This window comes from Paenibacillus kobensis NBRC 15729 (assembly GCF_004000825.1).
Classification (GTDB): domain Bacteria; phylum Bacillota; class Bacilli; order Paenibacillales; family Paenibacillaceae; genus Paenibacillus_T; species Paenibacillus_T kobensis.
This window is the reverse complement of sequence record NZ_BILZ01000032.1, coordinates 1-24,925: the sequence shown is the minus strand read 5'-3', so window position 1 is coordinate 24,925 and position 24,925 is coordinate 1. Positions and strand designations below refer to the sequence as shown.

The window sequence follows — 24,925 nt, the reverse complement described above, 5'->3', positions numbered from 1 at the left end:
TATCGGTATATTTCGTTTCAAATGTTAGGGGCAGCAAAGATGATACCGTTGCGGGGAATAAGCTCTAATTCGGCGATCTGTAGAAGCCGCAGGAATAACGAAAGGGCTGCTGCTTCGAACCTGCACCATGATGCAGATGTGAAGCAGCAGCCCTTTCCCTATTGCAGCAATATCCGGTACAAATGATCGACGGAGCCCATCGCGTATTCCATTACCACCGGCTCGCCGTCCTCCAGCAGCACGAGACATGGCACGCTGGTTACCCGCCAACGCTCGCGCAGCACCGGAGCGTAATTGATGTTCAGCTTATGGATGCCAACCGGCACCCCGGTCGCCTGCACAATCTCAAGCATGCGCTCCGCCACTTTGCACGTTCCGCACATAGCGGTGTAGAACAACACAGCCTCCCTGCCGCCTCCCGCTTCCATTCGATCCAGGAGCTCCCGCTCCGTCCATTCCCCGATGCTCATTATTGTCGTCCTCCCGCACAGGCGGATAGTAGTCTTCGGGTCATCATCAAGATCTTCCGTACAGATGTTTTTCCAACGCGTAATACACGCCATCCTCGTCGTTGGTGCCCGTCACGTCGCCAGCTTTGGCCTTGACCTCATCCGGCGAATTGCCCATTGCAATTCCAAGACCCGCATACTCGATCATATCCAAATCATTATAATAATCACCGATCGCAATAACCTCGGATGGATGAACGGAATAATACTCAAGCACCTTTCTTAAACCGTTCGTCTTGCTTGACTGCTGATGAACGTACTCTTTGAAATGATCGTAATCCGCCCGTAATTTGATAGACGACGGCGGAACGAAATGCTGCCAGCCGTTAGCCCGCTTCTCATCATCGATCGTGAGCTTCATGACCGGCTCTTGCAGTTTCATCACGTCATCATGCAACGTATGCTGAATTTCGTACTGTATATATTTATCGATCTGTTGAGGGGACATGAATTCAACGTAATGCTCAAAGGCCGTCGTCAGCGAAAAATGAACCCCGTTACGGCGGCAGCTATCAATCAACGGCGCAATATCGTCGACGGTGTACGAGTATTGCTGAATGATTTCTTTTGTCTTGCTCTTAAAAGTAATGGCCCCTTCGTTCGAAACGACGATTCCATCGAAATCCAGCGTCTGAATGATCCGTTCCGTCTGCATAGGATACCGTCCCGTTGCGATAACGACGTGAACTCCCGCCTTGTGCGCTTTCTTAACCGCCTCGATATGTTTGTCTGACACCTGTCCGCCGCTGTCGAGCAGCGTACCGTCTAAGTCCAGCGCAACCAGCTTGTATTTCATATTCTCCGCCCCCGCTCACTCCGAGTTACAACGTTTGTTGAAAATGATACGCCGCAATGATCATCTTCCGGTTCAAATAAAACCGGTGCGCATCGTGGCGCTGGGCGCCTGAATCCAAGTGAAGCTGTCCGCAGCCGGCTTCCTTCGCTTGCTGCTCCAGCCAATCGAACAGCAACTTGGCATAGCCGCGAGACCGGGTGTTCGAATCGGTGATCAGATCGTCCACGTACAAATATCGACCCCATGCGAGCGACTCCGTGATCCGAAAGCCTGCCGCAGACTTCGCTTACCCGTCTTCGAAGACAACCGCGAGCTTATACCCGTGCTGCAGCTGCATGCGCTTGATCGTCTCGGCATATTCGTTATCGCTTCGTTCCGCAAAATGCGGACGGAGCTGCTTCATTAATTCGAACGTACTCCTAATCTCCGAATCGGTCTGAACGATTGTAATCTCAGCCATGTTGCTACCTCCCCCGCTTACTTCCTGCCGTAATCAGCTTTAATCTCGCCCCACATCTTCGTCTGCCACTTCACGATCTTGTTCTCGTACGAGTTCGTCTGCAGCCAATGAACCGCTTCGTCGATCCGCTTCCATATATCCGCCGTCGAGGCATCGCGCGCAAGCGTCGTCGCCACCTTCTTCTCCCGCACCCACTTCATCGCGTTGACGGAATCGCTGTAGATCGTCTTGTTGCTGCCGAGCTTCTGCAGATAAGTGAGCGCATGCACGATCGCTAAAAATTCGCCGAGATTGTTCGTTCCTTTGCGAATCGGGCCGACCGAGAACAGCACCTCGCCAGTCTGCGTATCGACACCTTTATATTCGACCGGTCCCGGGTTGCCGCTAGTCCCGACATCGACGGAGATGCTTTCATAGTCAATCTCCAGCTCCGCCGGATCTGCGGCCCCCTTCGACTTCGTCGACGACGGATACCGTTTGTATGTACTCCCGCCTCCGCCAGCGCTTGCCTTCCACGTCCCGGACTGTCCGCCTCCCGTGCTTGCCGACTTGGCGCCTTGGCCCCAATGTCGCTCCCAGCCTTCCCGGAATGCCGTCTCCGCGGCCGTCTTCGACTCGAACGATTTGAACTTCGCGCCTTCATAGCCGTTCGTCTGCTTCTGGCAATCCGCCCATACGGCGTACACCCCCGGCTTCCTGCCAACCCACACCACATAATGCTTCTGACCTGCCATCGACGCATCCCTCCAGTTCTAGTTCCCTTAGCTTACACGATCGGGAGGGCTCCCGCCAAATGGCGAAGGAACCGAAAAACAACCGGATGATGCAGCAGCCAGGCCGCGCAGAAACCGAAACAAACGGTGAGTCGCATATGCGAAGCTTGTAAGAAGCGCGGATCTAACGACTCGAGATCCGATGATGTGCAGCTCTAACGAATTACAGAAACGCTATTTGCCGTCAAAAGCCGATTTTACAAGTCTAACGAACTCCAACGGCGTTATTTTCGCATTTTCGGCGGGTAAGCAGGATAATTTGAGCAAATAAGGTCCCGTGGGTTCGTTAGAGCAAAAAACAGCCGTATTTCCGCCGAATAACGTTCCTCCAGTTCGTTAGAGTCCCATTACTCGGCCTGACTCAGGGCGCCCATAGGACAAAAATGCAACAAGGGCAACTCGAATTGCCATTGGTGTTACAAAATCACCTTCAACTCATCAAAATCGCTGACGACGAAGTCCGGCTTCATACCATCAGGCAGAGCTTTACCCTTACGGTTCATCCAGGCAGCCGCGATGCCAACCTGCTGCGCTCCTTGAATGTCGCTGACCAGAGAGTCGCCGACGTGAAGCACGTTGTACCCCCTATGAACTGTACAAGCTAATTCCCCGTGCTCTTATACCGGTTAATACCGGTCCTCCAGAGCAGCAGAGCCAAGCCGAATAATACGAGCCCAACAACTGGTGTTAAGTAAGCCAAGCCATCCCCGCCGCTGCCGACGCCGACGAAATAATGCGCAGGATAATAATTAACGAAGGCGAACGGAAGCAAATACGTCAGCAGCCATTGAATGATTTTGGGATAGATCGAGATCGGATAAGCGATGAACCCGCGCATTTGGTAAAACATAACCTCCTGCACTTGGCTGGATTTCGTAAGCCAGAACGTGAGCGAAGCCGGAACAAGGAGCAGCGCGCCCTGGATGAGGATACCGCCAATCAGCACGAGCACGACCTTGAGCACATTCATGCCGGTCGCCTCAACGCCCGCTTCGCGAAACGCATATAGGAATAAAATAAGTCCAAGCCCGCCATGTCCCAGCATCGCCATTAAGTCCGAGCGGCGCGAGATGACCTGGAACAGCGGATTAAGCGGCTTCGTGAGATAAGAGTCGAATTCCCCTTGATGAACGATTCCTTGGAAATCCCTCACTCCCGCGAACACTAGAATACATAAGCTGTAGCTAAGAAATACGAAGCTGTACATGAACAGAAGCTGTCCGAGATCCCAGCCGTTAATGACCGAAAACTTCTGCAGCATTAAATATAACGTCACGACCGTCACGCATTCGCGGATCAGGACGGCGGCAGACGTGAGCAGCGTGTCCATTTTGTACTGCATTTTGGACCGCATATACAGGCTTAGAAATCTGCCGTACAAGACGGCATACTCAAGCGGGGTATGTTTGCTGAACGTTCGCACTTTCGCTAACCTCCTTGAATGACAAGCTTCGTCTGCGCCTTGCGCCACATGATCCAAGCGATATATGCAGCGCGGCAATCCCACCGATCTGCGTCAAATAGGTCAGCATAATATCGTCTGCCGGCACTTGGCCTAGAAAAATCGATAACGGCGTAAAATAAACATCCTTAAAAGGCAAATAAGAGAACACCTTCTCTAGCGGCGCCGGCATGAACCAGAGCGGGATAGTCGCGCCGGAGACAAGCAAGATGACCGCATTCTTGATCGTCATAAAGCTCCAAGTCTGATGGAACCAGAATGCCGAAAGCCAGACGATCAGATTGAAGCCGTATAAAACGAAATAGCCGAGCAGCAAGCTGATCAGAAACAATACGATCATGTACGCTTGGTCCGGCAGCACGAGGTGAAAGGCTAGAAAGGAGACAATGAGCACCGGCGCCACCTTCGTCCATACGTTGAACAGCATGTTCCCAATATTGACCGACAGCACGTAGCCCATGAACTTAGTAAGGCTTGAGCAGATCGACGGCAAGCTCGCCTGTCCGGATCTTGTGATCGAACAAATATTCATCCATACTCATCATCGTCCGAATAAGCATGCCGATGACCGCGGAGGTTACCATCTGCTCCTTCGTGATGCTGCCGATCACATCGCTGTCGCCGTACGCGGCGCTCCATATGGCCACCGCGATGAACAAGCCAATAAGAGCGTTCAGCAAGCCAATAAAATACTCCGCCTTATACACGGCGTTACGGCGGAATACGCGGCGGGTGAATTCGTAATACACTCTCATACGCTCACCTGTATCCGGTCGGTCGGCGCGGTCTCCCTTACTGCTGCGGAACCTTCATATATCTCTTTTATAATCGACTCGATTTCCGGCTCCTCGATCGTCAGGTCGGCAATCTCCTCCTGCTCGGAGATCCGGGCAATCAGCTGCGAAGCGCTCATCTGATCCTTATGGAACTGGAACCGGATACGGCCATATTGCTGGCGGATCGTCTCCAACTGGCCGTCGTATACCATTTGGCCCCAGTCGATAATAATCATCCGGTTGCACGTTTTCTCAATGTCCGCCATATCATGGGTTGTCAGCAGCACGGATACGCCCTGCTCTCGGTTAACACTTACAAGGAGCTCTCGAATTTTCTCTTTGGCGATAATGTCGAGGCCGATCGTCGGCTCGTCGAGGAATAGAATAGGGGGTTCGTGAATGAGGCAGCAAGCAGATCGCCGCGCATCCGCTGGCCTAAGCTAAGTTGTCTGACCGGCGTATGAAGGAATGATTCCACGCCCAGCAGCTCGGACAGCATGGCGAAGTTACGCCGGAACGATGCTTCTGGAATTTTGTACACATACTTAAGCAATTCAATCGATTCAATAAGCGGCAAGTCCCACCACAGCTGCGTGCGTTGTCCGAAGACGACGCCGAGATTCGCCGCGTTCTGTTCGCGGTGCTTGTGCGGGATGCGGCCCATAACTGTAATCTCGCCGGACGTCGGCACCAGAATACCTGTCAGCATCTTGATCGTGGTTGATTTGCCCGCTCCGTTCGGACCGATAAAGCCGATCATCTCGCCGGGCTGAATGTCGAATGAAATGCCGTTCACGGCCGGTTTCGTCTCGTAGTCTTGCGAGAACAACCCGCGCACGCCGCCCCAGAAGCCGTCTCGCTTCCGGGCAATTTGAAACTCCTTGCGAATGTCGCGTACTTGTATAAGAGTCATCTTGTTTCTCCCTTCGATTGGTAATCCCCCACTGGTCTATAGGTTACAAAAATTAATGTAGAACCCATATTACTACAACTTTTGACACAGTTGGTATACCGAATTTCCGGGATCTGCCATCAATACTCTCTATGACGCGTTCTCCGGTCCCACCACCGGTACAGAAGCGCAACGAGCAAGATCAATGACGAATGCACGCCGAGTATAAGCAGCGAGCTCTGCCAATCCTGAAGCAATTCGTGGCCTAGAAAAGCGAAGGCGAGCATGACCGGAATTTTGCCAAGTCCGGATGCAATGACGAATGTGGAAAGCCGAACCTTCAGCAGCGCCGGATAAATAATAACGAGCATGCTCGGCACGAGAGGAACGAGCTTCGCCAAGAAAATCGCGACGAAAGGATGCCGTTCCATCAAGACGGACAGCCGCTCGACCTGCTGGAACCGGGCAATGTACGCCCTGCCCTGCTCTTGAAAATACCGCCTAATAAGCGCGAACATGACGATTGAAGCAAGCACAGAGGCCAGCCAACTTAGGAAAGCGCCTGTCAGCGGACCGTAGATGATGCCGAGGGTGCCGATGACCAGCTTATAAGGCAGAACAGGAATAAAAGCAAGCAGCGTTGCTGCGCCGAATAACAGCCACAGCGGCGAATGCCCGTGCTGCAGCCAGTCCGTGACGTCGTTGCGGTAGTAGAACAGGATGAGCGCCAATGTACCGTATACAAGCGCTGCTCGCACAATTTTATTCATGAACGGCCTCCATCTGTCGGTTTAGTTCCTTAGTATGACAGAAGAGCCCCCTGCTGGAAGCTCTTCCGTCTCAAGACCGCTTGCTTACACTACACGCCGCGCAGCCGGGCGACTTTGCGGAACTTCAGGAATGAAACGATACGCCATGTCAGGGCATAAGAGAACGCAACCGTAATAAACAACGCGGCAAGCGTATCAGGATCGATATCGCTTATGTAAGCGCGCATGAGGAAGCGAATAGCGAGCACAGCTAAGAAAGCGATAATAAAGCCTCGATTGCGCTGCGCATACACTTGTTTGTCTTCCCGCACCTCGTAATTCGTCGTCCAAATGAGCGGAATCGATAACAGAATGCCGATACCGATCGCGGCCAACCATTCGTAGGACGGTGCATGCGCCTTCGGGTTCATAATCAAATACGCGCCTGGAAGCATGTATATGATCGGAAGCAGCAGCCTTATGCCGCTGCCTCGAATCGGCCGATGCACGCTTCGCATCGTACGGAACAATACTAGCGCAGCGATCACAATAACCAGAGTAATAAATTCACCTGATGCCATTTTCTAAACTCCTTCCCTTTATAATGAGCATACTTCTAGATTTTACACCTTCATATGACAATTTTTCCATAACAAACTGGTGACAAATTACCATCGGATCCGGCGTATTGCCGTTATTAACCGTTCTTTATTCGCTTGCTCTTCCGGCCAGCGGCTGATTTCTTCGGCAATTCGTCCCATGCTTGTGTAGCCTTTGGCCAGTCCGTTCAGCCTAGCCGCTAATCTTGTGCCGACCCACTGTTCCTCCGTGCCATACAGCTCGGTGAGCTTCGCCACGGCATCCGGGAACCTCTTCAAGTAATATTTCTGATGTCTTGCTTCAGCTAGATAAAAGGAGCGGCAGGGCGCCACTTCCGTGTCGAGCCGCCGGCCGCCTTCCTCCTCCAACCGCTGCTTCATACGTTCGATTGCAGCCCGCTGTTCTTCGCTGCGGTACAAGGCGAGCGACCAGTACTGCCTTCCCTTGTAACCGTTAATATTGACCGGCTTATGGTATTTCCAGAACAGCCCGAGAAGCTGCTCGAGCGGCACCATGTTCGGATCGAATTCGATCTCCACCGTCTCTGAATGATCGCCCATCTCATGATAGGTCGGCCGCTCCGTCGTACCGCCCGCATAGCCGACTCGCGTGCGCAGCACGCCGGGCACATGTCCGAACAGCGCTTCCGGACTCCAGAAGCAGCCCATGCCGAGCGTAATGGTCTCGGATTGCGGCATTAGCTTCGCCGTGTCGGCCGTGTTGCCGTCGACAGCCGGCGATGGCTCGGGAGGCTCGGGAGGCTCGGGCATCGTTTCTTCACGTTCGTTGTATGCGTTTTCTTCATTATATGCTTGATTCGCGGCGCCTGTGTTGTGTGCTCTATCCATCCTATCGTGCTTCATCGGCTTACTCCATTCCAATCCATTGTTACTGTATTGTACCCGAATTAACGGATGCTCGAACAGAACAGCCGGTCGTTCGCGGTGCATGATCCTCTGCCGCCGCCGACTTAACGCTGTTGCTAGACCGCTTCTGCCTACGCTATTACGAGCCGGCCTCCGCCTAAGCGCTATTTACGAGCCTGCCTTCGCGCCTAAGCGCCAATCACGAGCCCTCCCTCGCCTAATCGCTATAACAAGCCCTCCCTCGCGCTTCGTTGTATTTCGTACAATCGAATCCGTGCGCTGAGGCGCCTGGAACAAGTCTCATTGTATTTCGTACACTCGGATTCGTGCAGAAATACCAAGTTAAGTCTCTTTAGCGCTCTTTTGCGTTTTTTCCATTGTACGAAATGCAACGAGTTCATTTTGACCAACTCAACAGAAGGTTTTCATTGTACAAAATACAACAAGCAACAAGAGCAAAAAGCACGACTCAAAGAAAAGGACACCCTCGCAGGCGTCCTCTTTCTTGCATCTATAATCAGCGGCTAATCATTATTGATATTCCTGCTGTGACTGCTGCTGCGATTGCTGCTTCTTATTGTTCTGGAATGCTTGAGCCGCTTCTTCTGCCGGTTCAGCTGCGAATTCGGTATCCGCTACAGGCAGTTGGTTCAGTTCGGTCGACTGAACAGCCGCTTTGGATGTTTGCTGATTGGATTGCTTCGCCATGATGTAACACCTCCTTGATGCCATCTACGCGCTCCGTGGAAAGGCACGCAACAAGTAGCATGTTACCGCAGCGCTTTTCCTATTCTTCGGATAGGAAAAATGTTTTACGGACCCGATGGAGCTGGTGCTGGCGCCGGGACAAAACCGGTTCCCGGTACAGGCCGAGGCGCCGCCCCAGGCGCCGGTTCCGGCGACTGGCTCTTCATCTCATCCAAGCTCTTGAATTGATAGCCCTTCGCCTTCGCCGCATCAATGATCCGGCCAAGCGCTCGCGCATTGTCGCTCGACACGGAGTGCAGCAGGATGACCGCCCCCGGATGAAGCTGCGCCATCACTTTGTCAAAAGCATACTGCGCCCCCTTCTGGCTGGCCGTATCCCAATCCTTGTAGGCGACCGACCAGAATACGTTCGTGTAACCTAATTGCTTGCTGACCGCAAGCGACCGTTCATTAAAAATGCCGCGAGGCGTCCGCAAATATTTCATCTCCTTCTGCCCCGTCAGCGGAAGGACTTGCTCCTTTACTTTATCCAGCTCCTGCTTGATCTGCTCAGCAGAGATGACGCTCATATCCGGATGGCTCCAGGAGTGGTTGCCGATCAAGTGCCCCTCCTGCGCCATCCGCTTCAGCAGCTCCGGCTGCGTCTTGATGTAATGCCCCGTTACGAAGAAAATAGCCGGCACTTGCTTCGCCTTCAGCACATCCAATATGCCGGCGGTGTACCCGTTCTCGTAGCCATTGTCGAACGTCAGATACAGCTCTGGTGCCGACATGTTGCCTGTAAATACAGCACCGTACCGGGAGAGCAGCCCCTTGAACCCTTCTTGATCAATCGACGGCGGCTGGCCGTTCTCGCTCTTCTTGAAGCCGAAATGGAACGTACCGTCGGCATGCGCCTTAGGCATAGGCAATGACGCTTGTCCAGCGGACAGCAGAATGACGATCGTCGCGATGATGCGCAGGCAATTCATAAGCATACTCCTCGTTCGTAAAATCATAATGCGGCTCTGCCCTGCTAATCACAGGACAAGCCGCATTTATTTTCCACGATGGAGGGGGGGATTATTCACGCTACGCATTTGACGGTAATCGTATTTACGATCCCTCTAGCGAAAAGGATTATAGAACCGCGTGCCGTCCCGGAACGTCAACCACGCCGAACCGATGACGATTGCCGCAATCAGCGCCACCGCCATGTAATCGCGCGCCGTGAACGGGCACCCGTTGTACCAGGTGCGCTTCCGCCGCTGGCCGAAGCCGCGCAGTTCCATCGCCGCGCTGACCGTCTCGATCCGCTGTACGCTCGTCAGAATCAGCGGCATTAAGATGCCGATGACGTTACGCACCCGCCGCGTCAGCCTCTCCTTTCGCGAAATATCGATGCCGCGCGCTTGCGCGGAGAACGCAATATTTTCGTAATCGCGCTGGATGTCCGGTATGTACCTCATCGCAATCGACACTGCATACGCGATCCGGTAGCTAACGCCGACTCGATTGAGCGATGCCGCGAATTCAGCAGGATCGGTCGTCAGAATGAATAGCAGCGCCATCGGAATGACCGTTACATATTTGAGCGCAATATTGAACTGATAGAAGAGCTGCTCCTCCGTTACAACGTAGCGTCCGGCAATAGGGAACAGATCGTGCCGAGTGCCATAGATGCTCACGCCTTCAAGCGGGGAGAACAGGAATATCGCCAGATGGTTAAGCGCGAAGAAGAACAAGATGAGATAGAGCACGAACGAATAATCCCGGAACCGCACCTTGGACAGCCGGAATACAACGAGACTAAACAGAAGCATGGCGAGCAAGCTTCTTGTATCGTACGTAATCATGGCCGTCACCGACCACGCCGCGAAAAAGATCAGCTTAGCCGCACCCGTCAATCGGTGCACGGGCGAGTTCTGCCGCGTGTAAGTCAGCATGCGTGCTTTCATGCGCCGCGCTCCTTCCGGTCGCGCCTGATGAACCGGCGGACGAATTCCTTCGGCTGTTCGATGCCTGCCCGCAGCGCCAGCTCATAAACCGACGTTTCTTTTAGACTAGCCGCCTCTACGATCCGGGCATCTGTCAGCACTTCGGCCGGCTCGCCATCCGCAATGACTTCACCGTCCGACAGCACGACCGCGCGCTCGGCGTATTCCAGCATCAGATGCATGTCGTGCGTAATCACGATGATGCTCTTCCCTTGCCGGGTCAACGTCAGCAGAAACTCCATCATTTCGTTGTAGTGGCGGTAGTCCTGCCCCGCCGTCGGCTCGTCCAGGATGAGCACCTCCGGCTGCAGCACGAGAATCGACGCGATCGTTACCCGCTTCTTCTGCCCGAAGCTTAGCGCAGAGATCGGCCAATTCCGCATTTCGTACAATCCGCAAATCCGCAGCGTATCGTGCACTCTCTCCCGAATGGACGCCTCGTCTGCACCGCGAAGCACAAGCCCAAGCGCCACTTCGTCGTACAGCATCGTCTTGGAGATCATATGGTTCGGATTTTGCATCACGAAGCCGATCCGCTCCGACCGCTCCTTAATCGAATCGCTGGCCAAATCTTGCCCCTTGTACAAAATGCGCCCCCCCGTCGGCTTATAAAAGCCGCACACGAGCTTGGACAGCGTCGACTTGCCTGCGCCGTTGCGGCCCACGATGCTCACAAGCTCGCCTTGCCCCACGCGAAGCGACACTTGCTTCAGCACCGGACGCCCGTCCCTTTCATACGCGAAGCTGACTTCGTCCAGCACCAGCACCGCCGGGCGCTCCGCCGCCAATAATGGTTCGGGCCTCTCCTGTTCATACCAGTTCTGGAGCGGCTGCACCCATTCGCCGAGCTGAATATCGTTCAGGCTTGCCGGCTTCATGGCAGGCGTCAAGCTGTATCCGGCATATTGCAGTGCCGTCCAATAGAGCGGCTCCCGAATACCCGCCCGCCTCAGCTTCCCCGAACAAAGCAACTCGTCCGGCGATGCATCCGCAACGATGCGCCCCTCCTCGATTAGAACGATCCGGTCAACGCTGCGGTGAAGCACGTCTTCGAGACGGTGTTCGACGATAATGACCGTCTTGTCCGTCTCCCGGTGAATGCGGTCGATCAGCTCGATCGCAAGCTTTCCTGCCTGAGGATCGAGATTCGCGAGCGGCTCGTCGAACAGCAGCACGTCGGCTTCGCTGACAAGCACGCCAGCCAGCGTCGTCCGCTGCTTCTGGCCGCCCGACAACTCATGCGGTGAAGCGTCCAACAGCTGCTCCATCCCGACGTTTCGGGCAGCTTCCGTGACCCGCCGAATCATGTCTTGCTGCGGCAGACCGTCATTTTCCAGCTTGAAGGCTATATCCTCCGCGACCGTCATGCCTACGAATTGTCCATCCGGATCCTGCAGCACCGTGCCGATCCGCTCGGACAGCTTGAAAATGCTCGCCTTGCCGAGCTCCTCTCCTGCAATACGGGCAGAGCCTTGCATCGTACCCGCATAAAAGTGCGGCACAAGACCGTTGATGCAGTGCGCGAGCGTGCTTTTGCCCGAACCGGACGGCCCGACGATCAGCACCTTCTCCCCTCTGCGGATGGTCAGCGAGATATCGCGAAGCGTCGGCTCCGCTTGGGCGCGGTATTGAAATGTAAATTGAGTAATCTCGATAATCGGCTCGTTGTCCTCAAGCTGCTTCAAAGCAATCGCCCTCTTAGTAGGAAAATAGTATTCAGCCAATAGCAAAGCCGGTGATCGATTGCGTGAACCACCGGCTTCGTATTTTCGATATTCGTGTGCAGGATGTTATTAACGCGTCCGTTCATGCCTCGCGCGTCAAGCTTCCTTGCTTCGTGCGCGTTCTTGCGTATGCGATCAGCAGCAGCGTACCGATGACTGCGACTGTCACGATGTTCGCCGCTCCCGCGACGAGTCCTTGCGTGTACACTTTATCCGCCGGCTCCGCATAAATCACGATGTCGAGCGTCGGCGCGAGCACGAACCATGCGATCGCATTGGCCACAATCTGGAACAAGTTGAACCGGATAATTTGCGGCCTGCCGAACTCACCCTCCTGCACGCCGAGCTTGCCGGAAGCAAACCCGATAATGAGGCCGACGACAGCCGATGCGATAACCCAACTGAACCATGGCGAACCGTAGAAAATCGCATCCTTCAACGTATGTCCGATCAATCCGATGAGCACTCCCGCGACCGGGCCGTACAGAACGGCGAACAACGCCAGCAGCGCATACGTCGTCTCGATATTCGTATCCGGTATGCCGGACGGAATCGAGCCGAAGCGGCCCAGAATAACGAACAGTGCGGAGCCGATGCCAACCGCCACGATGGATTGAACCGATAAACCGTTATTTCTGCTCATAGGGAATCTCCTCTCGAATTTGACAATAGTGTGAATAATTTCTTAGCAAGATTATATGTCGGAATACTAGGACTTACAATCTATTTTTTATGCTGTCATTGGAACAGCCCCGTCTGCCATTCGTCCGCCCATAAACCTCGGCAAAGCGCAGCCGACAATAGGCTTTTGCCGACATCCGACGCCATTCCTTGCTCCATGAACGTTCGTGCTGATCCGGAGACGAAAAGGAATGCAACTGCCCCCCTTATCCCATTCCTCGTCTGGTGTGACATAAAAGGTGATGCAGTAGCCCCCACGCACCTCATTCCTCGCCGTAAAGTCGCCTAAGACTATAACAAAAATAGAGCTTCCCGAGCCGGTCGAACCTCGACCGGCAACGAGAAGCCACTTATTCCTTCCTTTTACGCTAGATTAATGTCACGAATAAGTTCGAGCGCAACCTTCGGCTTGCGGTCTTCCGTGAGCAAGCCGTTCACTTCCTGCTGAACGTCGGATACTTGCGTGTAGCAATAACCGCTGACATAAGGCGTATCCTTGATCGCCTGTGTTATGCTCTTGAACCGGGCAAGGAATGCCTCCTCGCTATCAACCTGGTTGCCGTAGCCCCAGCCTTGCTCGTCCTTGAACGCTATGCCGCCGAACTCGCTAATGATGATCGGCTGTCCGCGGTAGGCATAACCTTGCGCCATAGCGAAGCGGAAGTTATTGAATGCGAACTTGTTGCCCGCAACCGCATCTTTGTCCGCGTACCGCTTCAGGAACGACTCGCCGTTCTCCTCATAATCGTGGAGCGTCAGGATGTCGGACACCGTATGCTCCCAGCCGTCGTTCACGATAACCGGACGGTAAGGATCAAACGCCTTCGTCAGATGGTAGATCGCTTCCGTGAACTGCTGCTGCCGCTTGTCGGCGAACACGTTGCCGATGCCCCACGATTCGTTGAAAGGCACCCATGTAATAATGGACGGATGGTTGTATTGCTGCTGCACGATTTCGAGCCACTCGCGTGTGAAGCGGTCGACCGCTTCATCGTTGAATTCATACGTCGCAGCCGCCTCCGACCAGACGAGCACGCCCTTCACGTCGCACCAGTACAAGAAACGGGGGTCCTCGATCTTCTGATGCTTGCGCACGCCGTTATAACCCATCGCGAGGATGGCGTCAATATCGGCGATAATCGCCTCCTCGGACGGCGGCGTCAGATGGCTGTCCGTCCAATACCCTTGGTCGAGAATAAGCCGCTGATACAACTGATCGTAGTTCAGCATGATCTGCCCTTCGACGATCGCGATCTTACGCATGCCGAAGTAGGAATCGACGCGGTCTACGATCCGGTCGCCTTCCGTCAGAGAGAAGGAAACCTCATACAGCTTCGGACTTCCCGGCCTCCAATGCTCAACGCGCCATTCTCTCTTCTCGCTGACGAGATCGATCGTCGCGGAGAAAGCGGCCCGGTCGACGAGCTGCGTCGTTTCTTTAATCAGTTCGCCGTCCATCGTAATGGAAGTCGTGAGCCTCAGCGGTTCGTTCGCTGAGCCTTCGTTCACCCGGTAATCGAACCGGATCGCGTTCGCATCGACGTCCGGCGTCATCTTGACGGACGCCACATGGCTTGGGCTTACGCACTCCAGCCACACCGTCTGCCAGATGCCGGTCGATTGCACGTACCAGCAGCCGAAGTTTTCCTTGCGCCACCGCTGCTTGCCCCGCGGCTGCGTCGCGCTGTCTCCGTCTTCCGCCTTCACGACGACTTCGTTTGCTCCTTCGAACGAGACGAACGGCGTCACGTCGAACGAGAATGCGGCGTAACCTCCTTGATGGTTGCCCGCATATTCTCCGTTCACCCATACCTTCGCCGTGTAATCGACGCCTTGGAAATGGAGGATGACGCGATTGCCCTGCTGCTCTGGCGCCACTTCGAATGAACGGCGGTACCATACGTATTGGTGCGCGGTCTCATCGCCGATGCCGCTCGCCTTGGTCTCGTAGGTGAACGGAACAACGATCTTGCGGTCGCCGGCGAACTGCCGGTACCAACGTTCGTTTTCTCCGATATTGTCGTCATCGAACCGGAAGTCCCACTCCCCGTTCAAATTCGTCCAGTTGTTTCTCACGAACTGCGGCCGCGGATATTCCGGGCGATAGATGCTAAGCGTCATCTCTCATTCACCTAATCTCTATAGTATTTTTACTGAATAGGATCGATCCGCCAACTGCTGAAGCGCGTGGCCGTATCGACAGACTTCAAAGCGACTTTCCCGTTCAAGAACGCGCCCGCACCGTTGTCGGCATAGTCAATGACCGGCGCATCGGCATTCCCGATGAAGACGGAAATCCGCCCTCCGGCTGCCCTTACGCGCAAATGCACCTTCCCGCCGTCCTTCGGCATGGCGAGCTTCGCATCCGCAAGCGGAACCGTATCATAGTTATGTTTGACGAGGTGCACGCCTTCTTGATCCACGTATGCGAAATACCCGCGGATGAAATCGTTCCGGTTCTGATTCAGCTCTAGGCCATTGGCGGGCTCTGTCGCCCGAACCACAATGCCCGATTGGCCGCCGGCAGCAGGGACCGTGATATCCGCCTGAATCTCGTAATCAGTCCAGCCTTCTTCTCCGGTCACGAGCTTGGCATTCTGGGCAGACGATGCGCGTACTTCCCCTTCCTGCACCGACCACATTCCTTCGAATCGCGTCCAGCCCGGCAGCAGCTTCTGCGAGAAGTCGTCCTCTCTTGCGACAACCGGTGTGTATGGTGCCGCTTCGAAGCCCGCCAGATCCATTCGGCCTTCAGCCGCCTTCACGGTCCAGCGGTGCATGCCCTCCGTCAGCCGGACGCCGTTCACAGACACCGTCTGCCAACCGTCTGTCCCGCTCTCAGGCTTGGCTTCCACGTTCGAGGCAACTTTCCCGCCGCCGCTTTCACCGTTGCTTTCGTCATCCTCCGTCACGTCGAACCGGACGCCTTCGCTCCCGGCCCGAACGCGGAACCGCAGGCTGTACACGCCGCCCTTCGCCACGTTCACGCGGTAGGTCAGCGGCGTATTCGCATCAAGCCCTGCCGCTGCCAGCCCGCCGTTCCCGTCGTCAACAACGCCAAGCGCTTCGGCTTTGCCTCCCTCTCCCTCAGCATGAACCGCATCCACTTGGCCCGGCAACGGCGCGTACGCATCGCCCGCCCCGCTTCCGTCAACGTGATTGCTGAATGCAACGTAACCAAAACGCGCCTTTGCCCCTTCGACGGCGTAGCCGATTCGGCCAGCGCCAGCCGGAGCCGGCAGTTCGAGCGTGAGTAGCTTCATCTCCGCCAGATAGACGCGAACCGTCTTGCCAACCGCTTCGATCCGCAGCGCCTGCAGCTCGCCGACGTCCAGATTGTCCGGCACGTGAGCAGCCGCGCTCTCTAGCCGCACTTCCTCGCCGTCCCGAACGAGCTTCGCTTCCAGTTCCGAGTTCTCGGCATTCCACGTGACCAAGCCGTAATTATCGGCATTGCGGTACGAGAAGACGATGCCCGCTTTCCCCTGCCCGCCGGACAGATGCTGCAAGTGGAACTCCGCCGTATACCGCTCTTCGGTGTCCGGCTTTGCGAGCAGCATCGCAACGCCCGGCTTGCTAGCCCCGGACGCGTCCGCGAGCAAGCCGGGCGCCGCCGGATCGACTTCCCACTTCGCCTTAGTCCCGGCACTCTTCCACGCCTTGCCGAGTCCCTTGCCTTCGAAGCGTTCAGAGAATGCCGGTTGCGCCGGCACAAGCTGCGGCTCGGAAGTTGGTCCTGCTACCTGCAGCCGGTCCCCGCTCCAGACGATCCGGTCCAGGTTCATATGCCGCAGCGGGCCGACGACGCCGTGCCCTTCCAGATTGTGATAGACGATATATTGCGTATCGAGATCGGGGCCGGTCACGACCGAATTGTGCCCGAGCCCGACGGTCGCCCCTTCCGAGCGCAGCAGCGCAGGATTGCCCCGTTGCCCTTCGAAACCTTGCAAAGGGTTATCGCTAACAGCGACGTCCACGCGATAGCCATTATTGAAGACGTGATTGCCGGTGTATGTCATGTAATACTTGCCGCCCCGCTTGAACACAGTCGGCCCTTCGGTCCAGCCGCCCATGTAGGCGCCCGTCTGCGCCTCCGAAGACGCCACCGTAAGCGGATCGGTCATCGGTGCCGCTTGAATGCCCATCGGGCCGGCGTAGTAGAAATACCACTGCCCGTCGTCGTCCACGAACGTCGACCCGTCGATCGTTCGGCCGAAGTTATCCGTCGCGACGGTGAACGGCCCTGTCGGCTTGTCGCTGACCAGCACGTAATGGCCTTGTCCGGCTGGCGACGTATACATGTAGAACTTGCCGTTCCAATACCGGACTTCCGGTGCGTAGGCGCCTGTCGTGACCGGATCTTCCGTGCACAGCCCTTCGTACGTCCAATCGATCAGATTCGGAGATCGCCACACTTTGACGCCCGCATCTGTGTCCCGCGTACTCACATATAAGTAGTAATCTCCGTTATACGAGAACACGTACGGATCGCCCAGCCCGTATTCGCCCCACTCGTCCGGCAGGGCGATCGGGTTGACGTAGGTGCGCACTGTCGGCGCCGGCTTGCCGCCGCCATCAGAATCGCAGCCGATCGAGCCGATTCCAAGCGCCAGCAGCAGAACGCCCGTCCACGCCCATCTGTTCATCGCCTTCCTCCTCCCGCGGTTCGCGTTACCGGCCGTTCACGATCGCCCGAATGCGTTCCAGCGGAATTTTCGGCTTCCGGTCGTAAGTGAGCAGGCCATTGATTTCCTGTTCGACATCTGTTAACTGCGTATAACAATATCCTTGCAGAAGCGGAGCCTTGGCAATCGGACCGATGACGTCCCGAAGCCGTTGTTCGAAATCTTCGTCGTCCGAGGCGCCGGAATAGCCCCAGCCTTCCCAGCCGCTTTTCTGAAAAGCGATGCCCCCGAATTCCGTCATTAGAATAGGCTGTCCCTCATATGGGAACCCCGGTACAAGTATCCAACGGTTGCCCGGACGAGCGCTGAGCGCTTTGTCGACCGTGGAATAACGGTCTTCCAGCACATCCTTGCGCCATTCGTAATCGTGGATGGTTACAAGATCGGTCTTCACGAGCTCCCAGCCGTCGTTCGAGATGACCGGCCGCGTCGGATCGAGCGACTTCGTCATATGGTACATCGCGAGCGCATGCTGCTGCTGCTGGCTGTCCACGAGAATGTTCGTCACGCCCCAGCTCTCATTGATCGGGACCCAAACGACGATACAAGGATGGTTGTAATCCCGCTCCACCGCTTCCAGCCATTCGCGCGTTACGCGGCCGACGTACGATTCCGAGAAATGATAGGCGTTCGCCATCTCTCCCCAGACGAGCAAGCCGAGACGGTCCGCCCAATACAAGTAGCGCGGATCTTCGATCTTCTGATGCTTGCGGGCGCCGTTGAAGCCCATTTCCTTCGTCAGCTCGATGTCCCGCTTCAAATCTTCATCCGTCGGCGCGGTCAAGAGTCCCGTCGGGAAATACCCTTGATCGAGAACCATCCGCATCTCGTACGGACGGTTATTCAGCAGCACGACGCCGTCTTCGACCGATATTTTGCGCATGCCGAAATAGGCTTGCACCGTATCCGTTTCCTGCCCGTCGACGAGCAGCGTCAATCGGAGGTCGTACAAGTTCGGTTTCTCCGGGCTCCACCAACGGCCCAGTCCATGATCGTTGAAGTCGTGGATCGTAATCGTACGCGTCTCCGAAGCCCGCGTCATCCGGAACGTATCCTCGGACACCAGCGCTCCCTGGAACGTCACCGTTGCGCGAAGCGAGACATCGCGTCCCGATGCGGCTTCCACGAACGCCTGCAGCTTCACTTCGTTATTGTCGATGTCCGGCGTCACGCGGCAGCGCCCCAGATGCGTCTCGCTGACCGGCTCCAGCCACACGGTCTGCCAGATGCCCGTCGTCCTCGTATAGAAGATGCCGGCAGATTTCTCTTCCCAGAATTGCTTGCCGCGGGGCAGCGTCACGTCCTTGCTGTAGTCGACCGCCCGGACGACAAGCAAGTTATCTTCATCCGACAGCGCATCGGTAATGTCCGCCTGGAACGGCGTATGCCCGCCTTCATGCGAAGCGACAAGCTTCCCGTTCACCCAGACGCGCGCCTCGTAATCTACGGCCCCGAAGTGTAGAAGAATACGGCTGTTCCCGTACTCAACCGGAATCCGGAACGAGCGCTTGTACCAGACGATATCGTGAAACGCCGTCTCTCCGATGCCGCTCAGCTCGCTCTGGTAGCAGTACGGGACGATGATCGTTCGAGAGAACGCCTGCGCGCCGCTCTGCCAGTCTTCCCGTTCGCCTGCGTTATTATCGTCGAATTCGAACTCCCATTCCCCGTTCAAGTTCAACCAACGGTCGCGCACGAATTGCGGGCGAGGATACTCTGCTCTAGGCTGCATTGACATGATGCTCCACATCTCCTTATGTTCTCTATCTCTTTTTCGTAATGATCCATATACTGAACGACACGACGGCGAGCAGTACGACCGCCATCAGGAAGCCGTCCCATGCACTTAACAACACATTGTTCTGTTGATTGCCCTTCAGTGTAAAAATGAGCACATTGCTCATCACCAAGTACCAAAGCACGTTCCGTCCCATCGCTTCGAGCGGAACGAACGGCGCCGGATACCGCTCCATGCACCGGCTCAGCAAGTAATAGCCGTAGAGCAGCAGCGCCGGACCGGCGATCCACCAGATCGACGGCGGGAACCGCTCCGGCAGCGTCTGGCCTTCGGCCGACAGCCATTTCCACAGGAAAGCTGCGGAAGCGGCAGCCGCGCATGCGAGCACGCGCCAATCCCAGACGATGCGGTAACGGGCGAACAATATGCCGAGCAAATAGTAAGGGAAATATTGCAGCACCGGAAACGAAGCGAAGTCGCGCGTCCCGAGGAGAGGCCCCCACTTCATCCCGTGAACGTCCCCGTACGGTACGAACGTTGTCAGCAGCAGCGCGCCTGCTATAGCGAAGGCGAACCACTTAATTTCCGCAAGCCGCTTCAGCGGCACGAACAATACCAAACCCAGCACCATCAAATACGTGAATGAAGCCAGAAACTCCGACCAGCCCGGCATGTCATTCAGCAGCAGAATCGGCCGGATGTTATCCCAGTTAAGCACCCTGCCGTCAATGAACAGCCGGTAAGCCGTCCCCGATACGTAGAACGCAGCAAGCGTCTTGAGTGCCGTCATCAGCATGCGGGGAGCCGCTTTGCGGAATGTTTTCGAATAATAGGCCAGCTGCGAGACGTACCCGAAGCTGAACACGAAGCCGGAGAACGTAATCAGGTTAATGACTTCGATCCAATACTGCCCATTCGGATACACCTGCTGGTCGCTAAAAAATTGAAGCGTATGGCAATATACCATGCCGAGCACAAGCAAACCTTTGAAGAGATCGATGGCTCTCTCCCGCTTGCGGGGCGCGTTCGCCGCTTCTGTCATCCTTTGATACCCGACAGGCTGACGCCTTTCACAATTTGCCGCTCGAAGATAATGAACAGCAGCATGATCGGCAAGGATGCGATCGTATTGACGACCATCGGCTTCACATAGTCCTCGGAATACTGGCTCATCAGCGTCGGAATACCCATCGGCAGCGTGAACAGATTATCGTCGGTAATGGACAGGAACGGCCACAGGAAGTTGTTCCACGAGCCGATGAACGTCAGAATCGCCATCGATGCGAGCGCCGGACGGATGAGAGGCAGCATGATGTGGGCGAAAATGCGCCATACGCCGCCGCCGTCGATCTGCACGCTCTCCAGCAAGTCGTTCGGAACCCCGTCGAAGAAGCTTTTGAGCACGATGACTGCAACCGGCGAGGCCAGCATCGGAATGACGAGCCCTTCGTAGGAATTAAGCAAATCCATGTCCTTAGCCACCTGATAGAGCGGGATGATCGTCGCTTCGCCGGGAATGAGCAAGCCGGCCAGGACGAAGAAGAACATGAAGGCGCGGTACCGGAATGGCACCTTGGACAAGGCAAAGCCCGCCATAGCCGCAATGATGACCGTCAACAAGGTGACCGCGACGGCGACCAGCACGCTGTTCAGCATCCAGTTCGTGAGCTTCGTGCCGTTCAAGATTTCGTCGTACACCGCGAAGGAATACGGCGGCGTGAACCAGTCGACGACGGTGATGATTTTCATGCCTTCCTTCTTGATTGAGACGACAAGCATCCAGATGACCGGTGCCAAGAAAACGATTGCGGCAAGGAGAGATATTGCGCGATAGAGCCATTTCATTACGTATTCGCCCCTTTCCGGTTGTTGATGGCATACTGGATGATCGACAGGATCAGCAGGATGGCGAACAGCATATACGACATCGTCGCCGCGTAGCCCAGATCGTTCTTCTTAAAGCCCGTTTGGTAGATAAGCTGGATGATCGGACGAGTCTGATCGAGCGGGCCTCCGCCGGTAATAATCTGAATCTGCAGAAACACTTTAAAGGAAGCGATGATCTGGAGCATCGCGATCGTCTTCGTGATCGGGCTGAGGTAAGGCAGCGTAATGCTCCAGAACGTCTGTCTATCGTTCGCACCGTCCAACCGGGCGGCCTCGTAGATTTCGTCTGGAATATCTTGCATAGCGGATAAGTACAGAATGAAGTTAAAGCCGACCGTCCACCACAACGTAATTAAGGAAACAGCGATCCAAGCCAAGTTCGTCTCTGTCAGCCAATATATTTCCCGGTGCTCGTTCAAGATGCCGATCAGGTGAAGAACGGAATTGACTAGACCCGTGTACGGCTGGAACACGAACAGTCCCAAGAACGAAGCGACCGCAACGGACAATACGCTGGGCAAGAAGAAGATGCTGCGGTAAAACTTCTGCATCCGCGATTTGCGGTTCGCAATCAACGCCAGCACGATCGCAAGCACGATCATTGTCGGCGTGGTCAGAATAACGAAGATGGTGGAGTGCCATAGGGCGTCCCACATCTCTTGGTCGCGGAGCATCTTGGAGTAGTTGCTCCAGCCGACGTAATCCATTTTTTTAATCAGTGTCCATTTGTAGAACGTCATCTGAACGCCTTTGATCATCGGCCAGATGGTAAACAGCAAATACACGATCAGGAACGGCAATAAGAACAGGAGCGCTTGCACGTCCGCTCTCATTTTGTTCATCTTCATATGCGTCGCCTCTTCCCTGTCGCCGACAAGCCCGCGGCTCTCTCGAACCGCAAGCTTGTCGAAGCGTCTCTATTCGTATGCCTAATCGTTCAGAACCTTTTGCACGCCGTCTTGCAGCTTCGTCATCGCATCCGCCGGCGTCATTTTGTTCGCCCACACTTCATTCAGGAACTTGAACGACGCGTTGTCGCGAATTTGCCAGTTCTTCGTGGACGGCTTGTTGAATTTAACCGTGCTCGCTACGCTCGCGTAGTCGCTGCGGTTCGGCATATCTTTGAACTCTTGCTTCTCAAGAACGGATGGCTTCGAAGGAATATGGCCCGCCTTCGCCCAGATCTGTCCGTTGGAAGCAACCCAGTCGGCGAAGATCATAGCCGCTTTGCGCTTCGCCGGATCATTGTCCTTCGTCGTCGGCAGGATGATCGTATGCGAGTCGCCCCACGTCGCTTCTTGGTCGTAAATTTTCGGAATCGGCATCGCGCCGAAGTCGAGACCTTTCGTCGATTCCCACGTGCCTGTCGCCCATACGCCAGTCATCATGATCGCTGCTGTGCCGCTTTGGAAGTTTTTATAGAAGTCCGGATCGTTCTTCTTGATGAAGCCGCCCGTGTACAGCTTCTGGATGTAGTCAGCCGCTTTCGCGCCTTTCTCTTGGTCGACTGCCGCCGATTTGAGATCGTCGGACACGATGTCGTTGCCGCCGAGCTGGGAGTACAGCGCCCACCAGAGACGGTAAGGGTCGTCGTTGGAATTGGACAACGCGAATGGCGTAACCTTCGCCGGCAGCTTCTCTTTGAGCGTCGTCAGGAAGTTCACGAAGCCGTCTGCGGATTGCTCCAGCACCGGCTTGCCGTCATCGCCGAGCAGACCGGCGTCTTTCAGCAGCGCCTTGTTGTAGAACATAATGAACGGATGCGTGTCGATCGGAGCTGCGTAATGTTTGCCGTCCACGACCGTCGCATTCAGCAGGTTCTGGTTGTAGGAAGCCCAGTCGACGCCAGCGTCCGTTGCCGCATCGTCCACCGTCGTCACAACGCCTTGATCAATCAGATCCGGCAGACGGGACGTGTGGGAGATGCCGACGTCCGGACCGTTGCCGTTGCCGACCGCCGTAATCAGCTTCGTATAGTACTCCGCCCACACCAGCTTCGTATTCTTCACCACGATGTCCGGATGGGATTTGTTGAATTCATCAATCAGCGTCTGCATGTTCGCGCCGTCGCCACCGTCGAACAGCGTCCAGAATTGCAGGGTGACTGCCTTACCGCTGGAACCCGTGTCTTTACTTTCGGTTGCCGCCGGAGCAGTTGATTCCGTGTCAGAGGATGATGCCGTGTTCCCTTCATTGTTGTTACTGTTGCTGTTGCCTCCGCAAGCGCTCAGCAACAAGGAAGTCGAGAGCAGTCCGGCCAGTACTAAAGAATATCTCTTTTTCATGTGTGCCTCCCTTTCCTAAAACCCACCTTATTTAGAAACAAAATACGTTTATTGATTTATTACATATATCTTGTTTCTATAAACTCATATTAGTGCCAATAAAACCATTTGTCAACGGTTTCATTTCATTTTCTTGTAACACAAAACATAATAAAGACCTTTAACTACACGAATCGTGTAATTAAAGGTCTTTTCCTGTCGCCTAAAATGCGATTAATCCATGACGTAATGAACCTTCATCCGAATCTCCTGTTCGTGATCGCCGAAATGCTTCCCGAACAGATTGACGCCGCCCTTGTTCACGGCATCTTCTTTCACGCCGATTCGAATGCGTACGCTTGGACGCTGCTTAATATTTAAATCGTTGATGGTCACATCCGACACCGGTACCATGTCCAGCATCGTCTTCTCCTTCGTGATCCGCCACGTCTTCAGCAATCCGTATTGCGTCGCCGTATCCGACCACCAAGCCGGATTAAGCTTGCCGCGCCGGTCTCCGAAATCGCCAGGGCTCGTCCAGCAGCCGACTTCCCGGCCGTTCACCCACAGCGTGATGTCAGACGGCCAGTTATTATCGTAGTTCGGCGCCTCCGAACAAATCTCCATCGACAGCTCCATCGATTCGACGCGGGCGCCCGACGGTATTTCGAGCGGGAACAAGTACTCCACGTAGCCTTTGCGGAACCAGATAAGCTGAGCGTCGATATGCCTCGGATGGTAGAACAGCGCCGGTTCGTCCTCTTTGCACAGGAAGCCGTCTGGTCCAGCCAGTCCGCAGGTCGGATACACCTCGCAGTCGCTGTAATGGCCGATCGGCAGCTCAATTTGATACAAGGCTCCCTCGCCCTTCGGCAGCGACTTGAGCACATTAAAGTCAAAGTGGATATCATCGTAATTGCGGCTGCACACCTTCATCGCGCCCCGCGTCGCCGGCAGCAGCTCTGTATTGATCAGTCCGGCCGCCTCAAGGATCTTAACGTTATTCGCTACCGTAGATACCGGAAGACCAAGCTGTTCCGCGATTTCCACGACGTTCATCTTTCTCGTGCTCAGTAACCGCAGCATGTCTGCGCGCGCCCGCGTCGATAACGCGTGGGCCACGGCAACCAGCTTATCCGGATCGTTGAAGCTAAGCTCCAACATCGCTCGCACCCGCTTTCTAAATTGCTATCATTACATTCATTTTATAACACATCCCTTTATGAATCAATATAATTGTATTGAAACGAAAATATTGTTTCAATTCATAGGAATGACCGCATCATTGCAATCACCTTCAGTCTGTCGAGAAACTTGCCAATCCTCGGCCAAGTGCAGATAGAGCAGATTTTTCTGCTCTATCCTCCTCTGGCAGCCTC

27 protein-coding genes are annotated in these 24,925 nt (G+C 55.1%); all 27 read right to left on the bottom strand.

Annotated features, from left to right (window positions below; genetic code table 11):
- Positions 1 to 158: 158 nt before the first annotated feature.
- Positions 159 to 470, bottom strand: a complete 312-nt coding sequence (locus PKO01S_RS18015) for a thioredoxin family protein (RefSeq protein ID WP_127532830.1) — start codon at positions 468 to 470, stop codon at positions 159 to 161.
- A 46-nt stretch (positions 471 to 516) separates the two neighbouring features.
- On the bottom strand, positions 517 to 1,305 hold the full coding sequence (locus tag PKO01S_RS18010) for a Cof-type HAD-IIB family hydrolase (protein ID WP_127532829.1): 789 nt from the start codon (positions 1,303 to 1,305) through the stop codon (positions 517 to 519).
- 25 nt (positions 1,306 to 1,330) lie between these two features.
- Positions 1,331 to 1,567, bottom strand: a complete 237-nt coding sequence (locus PKO01S_RS29385) for a GNAT family N-acetyltransferase (protein ID WP_407669666.1) — start codon at positions 1,565 to 1,567, stop codon at positions 1,331 to 1,333.
- 24 nt (positions 1,568 to 1,591) lie between these two features.
- Positions 1,592 to 1,765: a hypothetical protein gene (locus tag PKO01S_RS29380; RefSeq protein ID WP_246070622.1), complete on the bottom strand. Its 174-nt coding sequence runs from the start codon at positions 1,763 to 1,765 to the stop codon at positions 1,592 to 1,594.
- 17 nt (positions 1,766 to 1,782) lie between these two features.
- Positions 1,783 to 2,499, bottom strand: a complete 717-nt coding sequence (rnhA, locus tag PKO01S_RS18000) for a ribonuclease H (RefSeq protein WP_127532828.1) — start codon at positions 2,497 to 2,499, stop codon at positions 1,783 to 1,785.
- A gap of 455 nt (positions 2,500 to 2,954) precedes the next feature.
- Positions 2,955 to 3,113, bottom strand: coding sequence for an HAD family hydrolase (locus PKO01S_RS17995; RefSeq protein ID WP_127532827.1), 159 nt, complete (start codon positions 3,111 to 3,113; stop codon positions 2,955 to 2,957).
- A gap of 26 nt (positions 3,114 to 3,139) precedes the next feature.
- The gene (locus PKO01S_RS17990) at positions 3,140 to 3,961 is read right to left on the bottom strand and encodes an ABC transporter permease (RefSeq protein ID WP_127532826.1); all 822 of its coding nucleotides are present in this window, start codon (positions 3,959 to 3,961) and stop codon (positions 3,140 to 3,142) included.
- The gene (locus PKO01S_RS17985; protein ID WP_127532825.1) at positions 3,930 to 4,532 is read right to left on the bottom strand and encodes an ABC-2 family transporter protein; all 603 of its coding nucleotides are present in this window, start codon (positions 4,530 to 4,532) and stop codon (positions 3,930 to 3,932) included. The genes PKO01S_RS17990 and PKO01S_RS17985 overlap by 32 nt, the downstream gene beginning before the upstream one ends.
- Positions 4,465 to 4,749, bottom strand: coding sequence for a hypothetical protein (locus PKO01S_RS17980; protein ID WP_127532824.1), 285 nt, complete (start codon positions 4,747 to 4,749; stop codon positions 4,465 to 4,467). The genes PKO01S_RS17985 and PKO01S_RS17980 overlap by 68 nt, the downstream gene beginning before the upstream one ends.
- 2 nt (positions 4,750 to 4,751) lie before the next feature.
- Positions 4,752 to 5,063, bottom strand: coding sequence for a hypothetical protein (locus tag PKO01S_RS29375; RefSeq protein WP_246070621.1), 312 nt, complete (start codon positions 5,061 to 5,063; stop codon positions 4,752 to 4,754).
- A gap of 26 nt (positions 5,064 to 5,089) precedes the next feature.
- Positions 5,090 to 5,689, bottom strand: coding sequence for an ATP-binding cassette domain-containing protein (locus tag PKO01S_RS29370; RefSeq protein WP_246070620.1), 600 nt, complete (start codon positions 5,687 to 5,689; stop codon positions 5,090 to 5,092).
- 119 nt (positions 5,690 to 5,808) lie between these two features.
- Positions 5,809 to 6,438, bottom strand: a complete 630-nt coding sequence (locus PKO01S_RS17970; RefSeq protein ID WP_127532823.1) for a TVP38/TMEM64 family protein — start codon at positions 6,436 to 6,438, stop codon at positions 5,809 to 5,811.
- Between the two features lie 89 nt (positions 6,439 to 6,527).
- Positions 6,528 to 6,998: a cytochrome c biogenesis protein CcdC gene (locus tag PKO01S_RS17965; RefSeq protein ID WP_127532822.1), complete on the bottom strand. Its 471-nt coding sequence runs from the start codon at positions 6,996 to 6,998 to the stop codon at positions 6,528 to 6,530.
- 87 nt (positions 6,999 to 7,085) lie between these two features.
- The gene (gene msrA, locus PKO01S_RS17960; RefSeq protein ID WP_246070619.1) at positions 7,086 to 7,967 is read right to left on the bottom strand and encodes a peptide-methionine (S)-S-oxide reductase MsrA; all 882 of its coding nucleotides are present in this window, start codon (positions 7,965 to 7,967) and stop codon (positions 7,086 to 7,088) included.
- A 447-nt stretch (positions 7,968 to 8,414) separates the two neighbouring features.
- Positions 8,415 to 8,591: a hypothetical protein gene (locus tag PKO01S_RS17955; RefSeq protein ID WP_174818587.1), complete on the bottom strand. Its 177-nt coding sequence runs from the start codon at positions 8,589 to 8,591 to the stop codon at positions 8,415 to 8,417.
- A gap of 104 nt (positions 8,592 to 8,695) precedes the next feature.
- Positions 8,696 to 9,568, bottom strand: coding sequence for a delta-lactam-biosynthetic de-N-acetylase (pdaA, locus tag PKO01S_RS17950; protein WP_127532821.1), 873 nt, complete (start codon positions 9,566 to 9,568; stop codon positions 8,696 to 8,698).
- 129 nt (positions 9,569 to 9,697) lie between these two features.
- Positions 9,698 to 10,528 (bottom strand): energy-coupling factor transporter transmembrane component T family protein, encoded by an 831-nt coding sequence (locus PKO01S_RS17945; RefSeq protein WP_127532820.1) that lies wholly within the window; start codon positions 10,526 to 10,528, stop codon positions 9,698 to 9,700.
- Positions 10,525 to 12,252 (bottom strand): ABC transporter ATP-binding protein, encoded by a 1,728-nt coding sequence (locus PKO01S_RS17940; RefSeq protein WP_127532819.1) that lies wholly within the window; start codon positions 12,250 to 12,252, stop codon positions 10,525 to 10,527. Before PKO01S_RS17940 ends, PKO01S_RS17945 begins: the two co-directional genes overlap by 4 nt.
- A 121-nt stretch (positions 12,253 to 12,373) precedes the next feature.
- The gene (locus PKO01S_RS17935; protein ID WP_127532818.1) at positions 12,374 to 12,934 is read right to left on the bottom strand and encodes an ECF-type riboflavin transporter substrate-binding protein; all 561 of its coding nucleotides are present in this window, start codon (positions 12,932 to 12,934) and stop codon (positions 12,374 to 12,376) included.
- 401 nt (positions 12,935 to 13,335) lie between these two features.
- Positions 13,336 to 15,093, bottom strand: a complete 1,758-nt coding sequence (locus PKO01S_RS17930; protein WP_127532817.1) for a glycoside hydrolase family 2 protein — start codon at positions 15,091 to 15,093, stop codon at positions 13,336 to 13,338.
- Positions 15,094 to 15,122: 29 nt separating this feature from the next.
- Positions 15,123 to 17,618 (bottom strand): family 43 glycosylhydrolase, encoded by a 2,496-nt coding sequence (locus PKO01S_RS17925; protein WP_127532816.1) that lies wholly within the window; start codon positions 17,616 to 17,618, stop codon positions 15,123 to 15,125.
- 25 nt (positions 17,619 to 17,643) lie between these two features.
- Positions 17,644 to 19,395, bottom strand: a complete 1,752-nt coding sequence (locus PKO01S_RS17920; RefSeq protein ID WP_127532815.1) for a glycoside hydrolase family 2 protein — start codon at positions 19,393 to 19,395, stop codon at positions 17,644 to 17,646.
- Positions 19,396 to 19,420: 25 nt separating this feature from the next.
- Complete coding sequence (locus PKO01S_RS17915; protein ID WP_127532814.1) at positions 19,421 to 20,437, bottom strand: acyltransferase family protein; 1,017 nt, start codon at positions 20,435 to 20,437, stop codon at positions 19,421 to 19,423.
- Entirely contained in the window at positions 20,434 to 21,240 is an 807-nt protein-coding gene (locus PKO01S_RS17910) for a carbohydrate ABC transporter permease (RefSeq protein WP_127532813.1), read from the bottom strand. The genes PKO01S_RS17915 and PKO01S_RS17910 overlap by 4 nt, the downstream gene beginning before the upstream one ends.
- Positions 21,240 to 22,130, bottom strand: a complete 891-nt coding sequence (locus PKO01S_RS17905) for a carbohydrate ABC transporter permease (protein WP_127532812.1) — start codon at positions 22,128 to 22,130, stop codon at positions 21,240 to 21,242. Before PKO01S_RS17905 ends, PKO01S_RS17910 begins: the two co-directional genes overlap by 1 nt.
- Positions 22,131 to 22,211: 81 nt before the next feature.
- Entirely contained in the window at positions 22,212 to 23,567 is a 1,356-nt protein-coding gene (locus PKO01S_RS17900; RefSeq protein ID WP_127532811.1) for an ABC transporter substrate-binding protein, read from the bottom strand.
- A 213-nt stretch (positions 23,568 to 23,780) separates the two neighbouring features.
- The gene (locus PKO01S_RS17895; RefSeq protein ID WP_127532810.1) at positions 23,781 to 24,710 is read right to left on the bottom strand and encodes an ArsR/SmtB family transcription factor; all 930 of its coding nucleotides are present in this window, start codon (positions 24,708 to 24,710) and stop codon (positions 23,781 to 23,783) included.
- Positions 24,711 to 24,925 lie beyond the last annotated feature (215 nt).